Below are 12,198 nucleotides of genomic sequence, written 5' to 3' on the forward strand. Positions count from 1 at the left end.
CCAATCGTTTGGACCGCTCCTTGGCCCAGCTCCAACTGAGGCGAGTGTTATTGGAGACACCAATTCAGCTATAAGTATTTCTGGGTGACGTAAATGAGTAGATATACTCCCTGACAGACCACCATTAACCCATAGTCATGCCCCCGAGACCCGGGACGGTAAGAGCGGTCGATGCCTATTTGGTCGGTAGCAGATAAGCACGGCCGAGATGATTTTCTAACGCAATCCCATCAAACGAAAAGCGGCCTGAGAGCCGGCTCGATCGAGCCTTAGGCGTCTTTGACGCACACCGTATGCTCTGCAAATTTACTCTAGCGGTACGGGATGATGGCATTCTTAAGCCCGTTTTGGCTGATATTTCCGTTACCGCCATTTCCTATGCCGCGCGGATTATTTGATTTCAAACCATGGTAGCGCGACGAAGGACGTCAAACATCCGCGACCTAACTCAGAAATGAGTATTTCTACTCATTTTGAAGGACAGAAAAATCGCGCATGGTAATCCTCGGGGGCAGGGAGCGATGATGAAGATTTGCATTGGGAACTCTCGGGCTAACTCCGTGCTCATGGAGAAAATCTGGCGATTTCGACACCAGCAATTTGTGGAACGACGTGGATGGCAGGCATTACGCAAGAGTGATAGACGGGAAATAGATCAGTTTGATCACGATTGCGCTATTCATTTTAGCGTTCTCAAGAACGATGCGGTGATCGGGTATTCTCGGCTCCTTCCTACGGTGCAGCCACATCTTCTTTCAAGCGTCTACCCGCAAATCATGCGAGGTCAAAAGTGGCCAAGGTCGCACGACGTTTTCGAATGGACGCGGTGGGCGGTTGCAAGCGGTGACGAAAGGATTGACGGGGTTCGAGTATCGCGGGTTTTAATGATCGGGTTGATGGAGTTTTGCCGCGTTGCCGGCATCACCTCGCTTATCGGCGAGACGCATCCAAAGCTGATAAACTCCTTGCGCGCCAACGGGTGGCAAACACACATACTCTCAGAGCCCAGCATTTTCGAAAACGAATTAGTCGTGCCACTCGAAGTCATCCCCTCGTCCGCCCCGCAGACGTTGAAGGCAACTAGCTAGCATAGGAAATTCCGCTCGATGTTTGAACCTTACGGCTCAGGGAGTTTTGGTCACCAATTCGCCGCCAGTCCGGCTCATCGGCGCACACAAGTCCCGCCTGGATTTCTTTTGCACAAGCGGTGCTACTTCGCAATCAATGCTTAGGTCAGAGAGCCAGTCACGTAGCCGCCCGGATCGATTGCAGCCTAATGATTCCGCAGCCTATGCCCCCTAGAACGGCATGGGACAGTCAGTGTACCTCAGTCACTCGCGTCATTGGCATCCCTTTATGGGGACGGCGAGGAAAGCAACCAACCGAGAGTCATAACATGGAAACGACAACCACCCGCAAGCCCGTTAATCTCATCGGTAGCGAGTTGAGCGTGTTTGCCAAGGCGCCGCGCGTCGGACCGACCCCTTCGACCACAGAAATTGCTGCCATGATCAAGGGGGGCAAGCCAGGCGACATGGACAAACTGGACGTTTAAGTTTCATCCGTGTGACCGTCGCCAAGGCGGCGGTCACTGCCCCTTTAGATTTTCATCAACTAAGCGATCACCCATGTTCAAGGGAACGATTGACCGAGGTCATCTCGAGTGCGTGGCTGAGCCCCCGATGTACCCGCCGCCCTACCCCAACATCTCGATCAAGATCCTAGACCATCCTTTGCTCGAAAGCTTCCGGTGGGACACTACTGATCAAATCATCCTGATCTGCCGCGAGCGTTCCGCCGAAGCGAATGGGCAGCTTGTGGCACTCAGGGATTGGCCGATAGAACGAGCGCAGGATTTCTGTGCCTTGGGGCAATGGCCATTGGACTATCAGACAATTTCGATCAACCGCCATTCCGGCACGGTGACCTTCAGCGCCGGACATGGAGGTGTTGCGCCACTTTATCTGAAGGTCAGCGGCGAGCGCATTGATCTCTCCTGGTCGATAGCGGACTTTTATTCGGGCATGACCCTCGCCGACGTCGACACGGACCGAACTGGCCTGCGTCTTGTCGGCACGCTCCCCTATGCAACAACCACGATGTTTCGCGGTGTTTTCATGCTGACGGAGCGCGCGTCGCTTTGCATCAGCAGGACAGGAGCCGTCGAGACGAAATATCCCCCTCCGGCACCGTATTTCATCCCGACCCCGCTTGTGGATGAGGCCGATGTTGCAGCCGCAGCATGCCGTTTGATCGACACCCTGCTGCGTCGCTGGCCGCTCACGCCCACCCTCACTGCTAGCGAATTCAGCGGAGGATTGGATTCGGCAGTCGTTGCCGCCATTTTGGCTGGGCAGCATCCTGACGCCCTGCAAACCTATGCCTTGGAGGTCGAGGGGCAAGCTCGAAGTCAACAGACTTCGCGGCGCGAAATAGCAATCGAGCACTTTGGCTTTCACGACCAAACGCTGCGTGTTGACACGATACCAATGGTTCCGTGTGGATTCGAAGTGAGTAGCGACTACGTCGCCGCTCCCTACAATGCCGATCTGCAGCGGCCCCTCCATCAACTATTGAAGTCGCTCGCAACTGCCTCAGCCCCGCGGGCGGTCGCAACTGGTACAGGCGGTGATGAGTTGCTAAGGGCCCATGCTTTCGAACAAAGTCACGAGCAAATCGCTCGTAATATTAGCGATGCATTCCTTCCTGCGATCCTTCCCTCCGCCATGACGCTGGTGCTCAAAAGCCGATTGCCCGACTATGCAGCATGCTGCGATCGGGCACCCTTTCCTATTCTGCCGATCTCGGTACTGGAGGCACACGCCGCGCAGGCTCCTTTGTTTGCGAGCCATGGCATATGGCCAATTAGCCCATTCGCCCAGCCAGAAGCCGTACGATTTTATCGGAGTTTGCCTTTAGCCTGGAGGCACGAAAAGGCGCTGCATCGCCGGATGTTGGAACGGCTTGGATATCCGAAACGGTTCTTCGGCGTTTCTATAAGAGAAAATTTCGAACACTATCTGACCGGCTCGCTGATTATCGGTGCTAGCGAGATCACTAATCAATTATCCCGTCGTTGCCTGCTGCATGAACTGGGACTGATCGATGCTGACCGGCTGATCGCCACAATAGACGACATCCGATACGATTCTCCGCTTAGCGAACTCGGCTTTATCTTCCACGCAATTAACGTTGAACACATGCTCCGGCGAATTGATGGAACTTGAAGGAGATCACCCGCTAATGCGGCGGGATTTCGAGATGCCGGCAATTAGGTCCCTTACAATTCGGAAGCCAATGCAGAACGGCTATGTCGAGAGTTTCAACGGGCGCATGCGCGACGAGCTGCTCAACGATAGCCTTTTCTTCGGGCCTCGATCATGCCCGAAGCGCCATTGCTGAATGGGCGGACGATTACAACCGCTTCCGGCCACTCATCGCTCGGATACAAAACCCCAGCAGACTTTGCCGGGACCATCGCCGCAACCGGCTCCAACGCTGCGCAAGATGAAAACTTCGCGTTTCCGCCGGTTGCTCACACCGCGCCAATTGGCGTATTCAAAAACGCCGGGGCTCTAGTCGCCGCTGGCTGAAAGTTCAGTGGCAGGTCAAGGGGTACACGCCGAATCGTCGCCTTCCTGCAATGTCCGCCCGCGCTGCGATCGCGATACCGCTGAGTGGTCTGGCGATGACCGATAGCAGCATCGTTGTGCCGGGGATTCCCCGGAAAAGTCTCATCAATCAATCACGGTATGACGTCACAACAGGTGAAATCGAAGAACTCCAAAATATGTCGAGGACAGCCGCTGCAAGCATATCCGGGATATGGCGCAACGATGTGTTCCGTCACTGTGGGTTGCAATCGCAAGACAGCGCGCCTCAAATCGACGTCATGTTACCGGTTGGGCATCTAACGTGTCCGTCGAAATATGCCTGCTGGACGCGTCAAAGGTGTCATAAGCCAGCGTCTCCCCCAAAGCGCCGAAATTCTAGGCTTCCTGTCGGAGTCTGGCCGGCTTTCTGGCGACTTATTACAAATTTAGTCGAATGGGGGAGGACAACGGTTGTAGACTTGTTGCTTTGGCTGCACGCGATTTCGTAGTCTCACGCTCGAATTCTTCGCCTCGATCGACTGCGTCGGCAATTGTGCGCTTGCATCATTCTTCGGGCAGGCGAAACGGGTTTGGCTTGAATTGTGCTGTAATCGAGGTTGATTGAAATGCATTCGCTCCGTCTAGCCGCTGCGGTGTTGCCGCTGCTTTTGTCATCTTGCATGCTCGGGCCCGACTTTGCACCGCCGGAAACACCTTTACCGGCGAAGTTTTCCGAGGGTGCAAAACAGAGCGTCGGCGATGTTGCGGTGTCGGCATGGTGGAATTCCTTTTCAGATCGTACGCTCAACCAGTACGTTGCCACCGGCCTGGATAAGAACCTTAGTGTTCAGCAGGCGCTCGAAAGGATTAATGCCGCCGCCGCGGACGTCACCATCACTGGCGCCGGGGGCCTTCCCAACCTTGATTTTGGAGCATCACACACGATCTGCAAAGCGCGAGATGTCACGAGCACCCAGAATATCTCCGGGGGGCAACTATCGTTGACCGGGCTGCTGGACGTATTCGGCCAGTACCGGCGCAGCACCGAAAGCGCACTTGCTTCTCTTGATTCTGCGCATGCGGCTGTCGACGTCGCAAAGCTGGCTCTAATCAAAGATCTTGTTTCCTCCTACATCGACGCCCGGTACTACCAGCAGCGCGTCTCCATTTCTCGAGCGAACCTGAAGTCGCGCCAGGAGACCTACGATCTCACGAATTTTCAACTCGAAGCGGGAGCAGCTTCCCGGCTGGATGTCTCGCAGGCCGAAGCGCTTGTCCAGTCGACGATTGCCGAATTACCAAGTCTGGAACTGAATTTCCGCGTGTCGGCTCATCACATTGCGACCCTCATCGCCTTGCCGTCGGAAATGGTGGTCAAGCAACTGCAGAAAAACGAAGGGCAGCCGGTCTATCGCGGAAAGATCAATGCCGGCATTCCCGCCGATCTTATTCGCAATCGACCCGATATTCGCCAAGCTGAGCGGAATCTCGCCGCGGCGACTGCAAAGATCGGCGTGGCGGAAGCACGGCTTTATCCCGCGATAACGCTCTCCGGCTCGATCACACCTTCCTACATCAATCAGCGTGGCCGTCGCGGCGATATCTCGAAATGGTCCTTCGGGCCGAGCCTTGACCTCCCGATTCTGGACGGCGGCCGTTTACGGGCAAACGTGGAGACTTCTAAATCGGCCGCGGCAGCAGCCTACATAAGCTGGAAATCAACCGTGCTGACAGCTGTGCAGGAAGTTCAGGACGCTTTGACAGCCGTCCGACGCGACGTTCGCACAGTAAACTCACGTCACAGGCAAGTGGAAACGACCGAAGAAACACTGAGGCTTTCGGTGGACTCGCACAAGGATGGCGCCTCGTCTCTGCTCGATGTTCTCGACGCGCAAAGGCAGGTGTCCAGCGCTCAATCAAGCCTCGCTACGGCAATCCAAAAATTGGCCAAGGATCACGTGCAGTTGAATGTCGCAATCGGCGGTCGTTTTGCGGCTCCCATGGTCGCGTCGCCCTGGGTGGAGGCTTCACGGGTGTCGCAGCAAATGCAAACGTCCGGTCCCACTCGCAATAGTCGAGCGTTGCATTGCGGGATGTTTTAACCTGATGGCTATGACACCACCCGTGTCGCGAGGATAAAGTATCAATGTTCCGGGAGCGAGCGCCGTGTGACTGGCTCGATAAGAATGCCATTCTTTTGCGGTGGGTCGCTCGCCCAGCAAAACTAGTCGGATCTACCACACGGGGAGCCAGGATGCCAGATTTCCGACCTGCCGAGAACGCTCTCTGCGCCGACCGAATATAATGGTGTTCCGAGTAAACTGACTTCGGCGTAGCCGGTGTTCATCCCAGGCGTTCTCTTGTCAGCGATCTGTGTTTGACTTTCGATACAAGCGCGAAGGAAGTGTCTCCGTCGGACTTAGATTCTTCCAATAAATACAATTACTTGTGATCTGCCCGGTGTTGCCGAACTACTCAATCCCACCAACATGTCGGGCGTGTCAGATAGAGGGGAACTTTTCGTGCTGCTTTGAGGGAGTCATAGCCGTACATGACCACTCCGCGCTTTGGCCATCACCAACGGGAGATTGTCAGCTCGAACATTCGCGGACTCAAGCAAACCTTCAACGCGCGCGCGCTATACTATATCGCCTGGGGATTTGTATTCGGTAACTAGAGTATTAAAGTCCGACCGGGCAATTGGCCGAATATATCAAAAAATATATTATTGTTGAATATTGATCTATGATGGAGCCCCGTCTAGACCTGCTCAACACGCGGCAGGGGGACTACCCTGGTCAGCGACCGGAGGCTTAGATGAACCGACGTGACAAAATGCATCCAAACAAAGTCAGGTGTGATAGCCCGGAAATGGGGCTCGCATTGCTCGATGGCGAACGTGTGGTTGCTCCACGGCGTGCTATACGCTGCCCGGCCGAGCGGAACGAGCATCTGAATGCGCTTCGCGAGGTCGCAGATAGCGGAAGATACATCAAATCCGCCTATGCCTATAATCGGCTGATTGGTAGGAATAACCGATCGGCAAAATTATTCGTTGACGGTGAGGCCGACACACGTCCACCGAAGAGCACGGTTCGCTTAAAGCTGGCCGCTTGCGAAATACGACAGGCGGTAGACATTGGACCAGCGCGCTACCCGACCCAGCCGTGTGCCTATGCCATTGAAATCAGCGCTATAATGCAATAGCTGCCAATTACGGCCGCGGCTGTTACAGGTGGTTGATGCCGAATCTGGTTCGGGCGCGAAACGCGGTGCCGGCATTGGAAGGGCCGACTAATTCGATCTTAATTCGAAGCGACCGTCCAGTCTCAATGCAAGAAACTCCTGTAGGTCCTTGAAGGATATCGACAGAGGAAAACTATCAAATGCGGTGTTGCAAGAACGCGCCCCAAGGTCGTGGGGATGACCCAAATTTTTCTACTGAACCAGAACCTGCAAAGGCCGATATTGCCTACGATGCTATCCGACGAATTCTCTACAGTAACGGTCGTGTGCCGGGGCAACATCTCAGGGAACAGGATCTAGCGTCTAAGCTCGATTTTGGTCGAACGCCAGTTCGCGAAGCACTTCAGCGGCTTGCAGCTGAAGGGAATATCCAATACATCCCTCAAAGAGGCTTTTTCACGAGGCCGATGTCGGAAAGAGCCCTGTTAGATTTTTATGTTGTCGGACGTGAGACCCTGATCTCGGCATTAAATCGAATGCGGCCGCAGGTCCCAGAGACCTGGACCGTGGCGGATAAATTGTCCTCTGACGAACTTGCCTTAAGGGCAGAAGCGATATTCACTAAAATCGCCCAAGAAGCATTGAATTGCGAGGCTTGCAAAATCGTCCACCGATTCTGTTTTTGCACTCACCCTTTACGAATGGAAGTAACTGCGTCGGAACTTCGGCCCGCGTTTGTTGAGAGCCTCGGGAAGCTAATTGCCGCAATGTCTGAACTAGGCAGGGCAGCGACCCTGGTGGAGTCCGCGTTGATGAACCACCTTGATCTAGAACAGGGTGCCGTTTCAAGGATTGTACAAGAGGTGAACGAACGTGGATTAACAGGTTTTCCGGGGCCTGCGAAAAGTTCGTGACATCGCAACCGTCATCTCGACGAATGATCCCAATCAACGAGCCTAAAGAACTTTGTCGAGTGCCGCGCATATCTGCGGCTGCTGCGGGCAATTCAAAAGCCGGTGTCGGTATCACCTATCAGCATTTTAATTATGTTGCCAAATCAAAGAGGCTGCCGCATCCCTTCAGCATTCCAGAATATAGCGCTGGCAAAGCGAAAGGTGCTTGTGTCCTATCGGGCAACGCCCTCCGCAGGTTTCCATTTGCCGCGGCTTTCCCAGTCCAGCTATGATGATCGAGCGACGTTTTCAGCCGAAGTCTCAAAAGATATTGTGCCAAAGATCATAACAGCCAACGGGATCGACGCTGCGACCTTGAGGAAAGAGGTTACGCCCGGCGGGTATCTCCTCAAAACCAATGCATCGCTTCAGACCGTGAGTGATCTCGATGAGGCCGCGGCCAATCGACTTGCCGGCTCCCTAGGTTACGTCTTCCGCCAATATCGCGCCCTTACCGCTCGCCTCAACGACACGACAGGTAAGACAGGCTTTGTTGTCGTGCGGTTTCCGCAGGGCAGCCTTAACGCCACCGTCGCACAAAGATTCTTCGAGGCAGCGGACGCAACGAAAAAAGGTTTGGAGCGGCGGATATGCCGTGTTCGGTGACTAGCAGATCTTCCTTAATGCAAAGAATTTCGAAGGAAAGCCTTATAGCGGACTCGATGACGCAAGCTTTCAAGGCGGATTGAGCCGCGCAGCCGTATCGTTTGGCAACCCAAAACCAAAGGTTTCTTCCTTCGGCAAAGCGATCGCACGCTTTATTGGGAATGATTGGCAGAGGTCAACAGGAGGCAAGGACTATCAAACCTTGCTCGGTGGACCGGACAGCGAGTTAGTGAGAAAGCTCGACGAGATCAGCAGGTACAATGCGTTCCTCCTCGCGAAGACGGCCGACACCAACGGCTGGGCCAAAGATGAATAAGGGCCGGACGAGAACCTACGCTAAAGTCGCTTAGCGGGTTCAGATGGCATCTCGCAAAAAGGATCGTAAGCGACCGGTGAGGGCCGTCTTGCGAGGTTGAGACGAACATCGGAAGTCCTAGTGCAAACACTAGTATCATTCCCCAGAGATTATGACTCTTTGACTGGATAGGCCTTGTGGAGTTTTTCCCGGGCTTTTTCGGTTGTGAACCTCCAATTGATTTGTGCTCGTTGAGCGTTGCGCCGTTGCTCCCAGGCAGCAATCTCAGCGACCATTTTATCCTTGTCGTCGATCCTGTGGTCGAGGCATTGGCTTTTCAGCACGCCGATTTCGATCTCAACCATATTCAGCCAGCTTGCGTGTTTCGGCGTGTGGTGGAATTCAAGCCGCTTGAGCACACGACGGGCTTCGGCTGCGGGAAACGCATCGTATAGCGCGCCGGGTGAATGGGTGGAAAGATTGTCCATGACCACACGAATGGTCGGGGCGTCAGGATAGTCGATATCGACCAGCTCGCGCATGCACTCAGCGAAGTCCTGGTTGGTGCGCCGATCGGTCAGCTTTACCCGACGCCATGGCTGATGCGCGTCGAGGAAAACGAAAAGATTGACGGTGCCATTGCGGCGATATTCACAATCATAGCGTAAAGGCTGCATCGGCTTTGCAGGAATGGGCTCGCGCACCTCGCCAATCAGTTGGACCGGGCTTTCGTCAAAGCAGACAACCGGCCTTTGCGGGTCTGGGGTTTCAGCATACAGATCCAGGACGCCTTCCATTCGGGCGACATAGTCCCCATCGACCTTGGGAATGCACCACATGTCTTTGCGCCATGGCTTGAGATGGTTTTCACAAAGCCGCCGGCGTACGGTCTCGCAGGAGACCTGCGCGTGTTCGGTTAGCTTGATCATCTCGTCAGCCAGAAGCTCAAGCGTCCAGCGTGCCCGTCCCGGTGGCGGATTGGAACAGGCCGTCGCCACCAGAAGCGCTTCCTCCTTGGCCGATAGTTTGCGGGCAACGCCGGGCCGAGGCTCCTCACTCAACGCACCTTCGAGATTGGCCTCTACCAGCCGTCGCTTGGTGCGATAGATGGTCGATCCGCTGACATTCAAGGTCGCAGCGATCACCGCGTCACTCACACCCTCATTCGCCGCCAACAGGATCTGCGCACGCTTGAGCCTGCGGGCCGCGTGACGGCCACCGCTCAAAAGAGCGTTCAGTTGCTCACGTTCAAACTGGCTGAGTTCCACATGATATCGTATATTCATTTGAGCCTCCTTGTGCGATGAAACACAGGTTAAACTCAAATGAATCAAACGCTTGGCAAGGATCCTCCTCCCGCAGCGCCACAGTTCACGCAGCTGCAGGGCCAATACCTGGCCTTCATTTATGCCTATGGCAGGATCTTCAAACGCTCCCCGGCAGAAGTCGATATGCGTCGGCACTTCCAAGTGACAGCGCCCTCTGTACACCAGATGGTGCTGACGCTGGAAAAAGCCGGCCTCATTCAACGCCAGCCTGGACAAGCGCGAAGCATTCAATTGCTCGTAGAGCCTGAGGCACTGCCAATCCTCCGGTAACTCAACCAGTCAGAATCTCTGTGGAGCGGAACTAGGAGTAGTCCTATGACAAAGCATCAGATTGAAGTGATCACGTCTGTCGAGCGCCGACGGCGCTGGTCTCAGGAAGATAAAGAGCGGCTCGTTGCAGCCTGTCTCGAGCCAGGTGCGGTGCTTTCCGAGATTGCGCGATCGGCCGGTATCCATGTCAGTCAGCTCTTCCGTTGGCGCAGGGAGCTTTGCCAAATCGAGGAGCCGAGGACGGAAACAACGAGCACGTTTGTGCCGGTGGTCGTGTCCGAGGCCGCGCTTCCAGCCTAGCCTATTCCCTCGGGGCCACCCACCCCATCGCAGGCCGGAAGCGCAGCGATGTGACGATTGAACTCGGTCGGGACCGTCGTATCCGCGTAGACAGCGACATCGACACGGACGCGCTGGGCCGCATTCTCGATGTCGTGCTGGGGCGGAGATGATCCCGGTTCCGAGTGGTGTGAAGGTCTGGCTGGCGACCGGTCACACGGACATGCGCAAAGGCTTCCAAGGTCTGTCGCTGATGGTGCAGGAGACGCTGAAGCGCGATCCGATGTGCGGACATCTGTTCGTGTTCCGGGGGCGCGGTGGAGGTCTGATCAAGGTGATCTGGCATGACGGACAAGGAGCCTGTCTGTTCACGAAGAAGCTGGAGCGCGGCCGCTTCATCTGACCGTCAGCCGCTGACGGCACGGTGGTGATCACACCGGCCCAGCTCGGTTATCTCCTCGAAGGCATAGACTGGCGGATGCCGCAAAAGACCTGGCGGCCAACATCGGCAGGATGAGCAAAAGAACTGGAATGGCGGACTCGAATATGATTCCATCCTGCCATGAGCGACGCGACTGATGAGCTTCCGGACGACCTTGCCAGTGCGCTTGCACTGCTGGCCGAGCGACTTTTCAGTGCGATCACAAAAGCATGACTTCCGAGGCGTTAATCTTGAGCCAGATGGAAGCTGGGATGATTCCACGAGCGGCTCCTCGCCTCAGATGCCGGGCAATTCCGGCGCGCTAGTCTCGTTTTGTTGTCTCCTGTTCCCGGCATCTAGCCGAAGTCAGGAAATTGCACCTATCCTGGCTGTCCAGATTTCCCGAGCCCGCTCTGAGCATGCGACTTTCCTTCATATGAAATCAAAATGCAGAATTGGGACATCGTTTTGTAACAGGCTATGGCCAATAAGCGCGAGTGGCAATTAACTCCGACTCTTTCGGCAACCTACGACCCTGAGGCGATACGAAATGTTCCCTGCAGCTTGGCCCTTGGCGGTGGCCGTTTTGACCTCGACGTGCCTTTCTAGCGAGGCCGCCCCACTATCCTTCCGTGAATTTGATAGCCTTGCTCGCGATTGCGCACCATCGGTTGATCCGACGACCTTAGCGGCAATTGCCAAGGTCGAAAGTGGCTTTGATCCACTTGCGGCACATGACAATACTACGGGTGAGAGCCTTCACTGGGATGATCAAACGCAAGCACGCTATGGTGTCAAAGACCGCCTCGACGCGCAGCATTCCATCGACATAGGGCTTATGCAGATCAACAGTAAAAACTTTCCCGTCCTCAATCTCACGATTGAAAACGCCCTGCAGCCCTGCAAGTCACTTGCCGCTGCGGCGTACTTGCTTGAAAGCCGCTATGCGGGCGGCGACACTGCCGCGGCACGGCAACTTGCGCTCAGAAAGGCCATCTCCGCCTACAACACGGGCGATCTGCAGCGCGGGTTCGCAAACGGTTATGTTCGGAAGGTTGAGGCCGCCGCTCGAGAGATCGTGCCACAGCTGATCGAACTACCGCAACAGGCTGATGAAAAGCAGATATCGGAAGACATATGGGACATCTGGGGCTCGTACGAGCAAGAGCGTTCGGAAGACGATTCATCGCGTCTCCAAACACATCAAAAGGTCGCACGACCTTGAATTGAAACAACAACAATGACCAATGACCAATGACCAATGACC

11 protein-coding genes and 2 pseudogenes are annotated in these 12,198 nt (G+C 55.1%); 12 read left to right on the top strand and 1 reads right to left on the bottom strand.

Annotated features, from left to right (window positions below; translation table 11 throughout):
* Window positions 1-521: 521 nt before the first annotated feature.
* The 8 genes and pseudogenes from FFM53_RS32970 to FFM53_RS36715 all read left to right on the top strand — a co-directional run bounded on the left by FFM53_RS32970 (window position 522) and on the right by FFM53_RS36715 (window position 8,654).
* Complete coding sequence (locus tag FFM53_RS32970) at window positions 522-1,088, top strand: acyl-homoserine-lactone synthase (protein WP_138333855.1); 567 nt, start codon at window positions 522-524, stop codon at window positions 1,086-1,088.
* A gap of 308 nt (window positions 1,089-1,396) precedes the next feature.
* Complete coding sequence (locus FFM53_RS32975) at window positions 1,397-1,555, top strand: hypothetical protein (RefSeq protein WP_017958612.1); 159 nt, start codon at window positions 1,397-1,399, stop codon at window positions 1,553-1,555.
* Between the two features lie 73 nt (window positions 1,556-1,628).
* Window positions 1,629-3,227 (top strand): asparagine synthase-related protein, encoded by a 1,599-nt coding sequence (locus tag FFM53_RS32980; RefSeq protein ID WP_138333853.1) that lies wholly within the window; start codon window positions 1,629-1,631, stop codon window positions 3,225-3,227.
* 64 nt (window positions 3,228-3,291) lie between these two features.
* A pseudogene (locus tag FFM53_RS32985) lies at window positions 3,292-3,593 on the top strand (integrase core domain-containing protein); the annotation flags it as partial.
* A gap of 626 nt (window positions 3,594-4,219) precedes the next feature.
* Window positions 4,220-5,695: an efflux transporter outer membrane subunit gene (locus FFM53_RS32990; RefSeq protein ID WP_138333852.1), complete on the top strand. Its 1,476-nt coding sequence runs from the start codon at window positions 4,220-4,222 to the stop codon at window positions 5,693-5,695.
* 1,284 nt (window positions 5,696-6,979) lie between these two features.
* Window positions 6,980-7,693: a GntR family transcriptional regulator gene (locus FFM53_RS32995; RefSeq protein ID WP_138333850.1), complete on the top strand. Its 714-nt coding sequence runs from the start codon at window positions 6,980-6,982 to the stop codon at window positions 7,691-7,693.
* Between the two features lie 132 nt (window positions 7,694-7,825).
* Window positions 7,826-8,338 carry a hypothetical protein gene (locus FFM53_RS36710; RefSeq protein WP_246413358.1) on the top strand — a complete coding sequence of 171 codons (513 nt, stop codon included), beginning with the start codon at window positions 7,826-7,828 and terminating at the stop codon, window positions 8,336-8,338.
* Window positions 8,339-8,417: 79 nt separating this feature from the next.
* Window positions 8,418-8,654, top strand: a complete 237-nt coding sequence (locus FFM53_RS36715) for a hypothetical protein (protein ID WP_246413360.1) — start codon at window positions 8,418-8,420, stop codon at window positions 8,652-8,654.
* Between the two features lie 149 nt (window positions 8,655-8,803).
* Here FFM53_RS36715 and FFM53_RS33005 read toward each other — a convergent pair whose 3' ends face one another.
* Window positions 8,804-9,919 carry an IS630 family transposase gene (locus FFM53_RS33005; protein ID WP_138333848.1) on the bottom strand — a complete coding sequence of 372 codons (1,116 nt, stop codon included), beginning with the start codon at window positions 9,917-9,919 and terminating at the stop codon, window positions 8,804-8,806.
* 39 nt (window positions 9,920-9,958) lie between these two features.
* Between FFM53_RS33005 and FFM53_RS33010 the strand changes: the two genes are divergently transcribed.
* The 4 genes and pseudogenes from FFM53_RS33010 to FFM53_RS33025 all read left to right on the top strand — a co-directional run bounded on the left by FFM53_RS33010 (window position 9,959) and on the right by FFM53_RS33025 (window position 12,156).
* Window positions 9,959-10,231, top strand: coding sequence for a LexA family protein (locus FFM53_RS33010; RefSeq protein WP_138333846.1), 273 nt, complete (start codon window positions 9,959-9,961; stop codon window positions 10,229-10,231).
* A 45-nt stretch (window positions 10,232-10,276) separates the two neighbouring features.
* Complete coding sequence (tnpA, locus tag FFM53_RS33015) at window positions 10,277-10,531, top strand: IS66-like element accessory protein TnpA (RefSeq protein WP_138333844.1); 255 nt, start codon at window positions 10,277-10,279, stop codon at window positions 10,529-10,531.
* Between the two features lie 148 nt (window positions 10,532-10,679).
* Window positions 10,680-11,027: pseudogene (gene tnpB, locus FFM53_RS33020) on the top strand (IS66 family insertion sequence element accessory protein TnpB).
* Window positions 11,028-11,481: 454 nt separating this feature from the next.
* Complete coding sequence (locus tag FFM53_RS33025) at window positions 11,482-12,156, top strand: type IV secretion system lytic transglycosylase VirB1 (RefSeq protein ID WP_138333842.1); 675 nt, start codon at window positions 11,482-11,484, stop codon at window positions 12,154-12,156.
* Window positions 12,157-12,198: the final 42 nt, after the last annotated feature.

Origin of the sequence: Rhizobium indicum (assembly GCF_005862305.2) — a bacterium.
GTDB classification, from domain to species: domain Bacteria; phylum Pseudomonadota; class Alphaproteobacteria; order Rhizobiales; family Rhizobiaceae; genus Rhizobium; species Rhizobium indicum.

What these genes read in the sequence shown, in the direction of transcription:
- FFM53_RS32970 (WP_138333855.1), top strand. Translation starts at nt 522, where the DNA reads ATGATGAAGATTTGCATTGGGAACTCTCGGGCTAACTCCGTGCTCATG.
- FFM53_RS33005 (WP_138333848.1), bottom strand. Translation starts at nt 9,919, where the DNA reads ATGAATATACGATATCATGTGGAACTCAGCCAGTTTGAACGTGAGCAA.
- FFM53_RS36710 (WP_246413358.1), top strand. Translation starts at nt 7,826, where the DNA reads ATGTTGCCAAATCAAAGAGGCTGCCGCATCCCTTCAGCATTCCAGAAT.
- tnpA (WP_138333844.1), top strand. Translation starts at nt 10,277, where the DNA reads ATGACAAAGCATCAGATTGAAGTGATCACGTCTGTCGAGCGCCGACGG.
- FFM53_RS32980 (WP_138333853.1), top strand. Translation starts at nt 1,629, where the DNA reads ATGTTCAAGGGAACGATTGACCGAGGTCATCTCGAGTGCGTGGCTGAG.
- FFM53_RS32990 (WP_138333852.1), top strand. Translation starts at nt 4,220, where the DNA reads ATGCATTCGCTCCGTCTAGCCGCTGCGGTGTTGCCGCTGCTTTTGTCA.
- FFM53_RS33010 (WP_138333846.1), top strand. Translation starts at nt 9,959, where the DNA reads ATGAATCAAACGCTTGGCAAGGATCCTCCTCCCGCAGCGCCACAGTTC.
- FFM53_RS33025 (WP_138333842.1), top strand. Translation starts at nt 11,482, where the DNA reads ATGTTCCCTGCAGCTTGGCCCTTGGCGGTGGCCGTTTTGACCTCGACG.
- FFM53_RS32975 (WP_017958612.1), top strand. Translation starts at nt 1,397, where the DNA reads ATGGAAACGACAACCACCCGCAAGCCCGTTAATCTCATCGGTAGCGAG.
- FFM53_RS32995 (WP_138333850.1), top strand. Translation starts at nt 6,980, where the DNA reads ATGCGGTGTTGCAAGAACGCGCCCCAAGGTCGTGGGGATGACCCAAAT.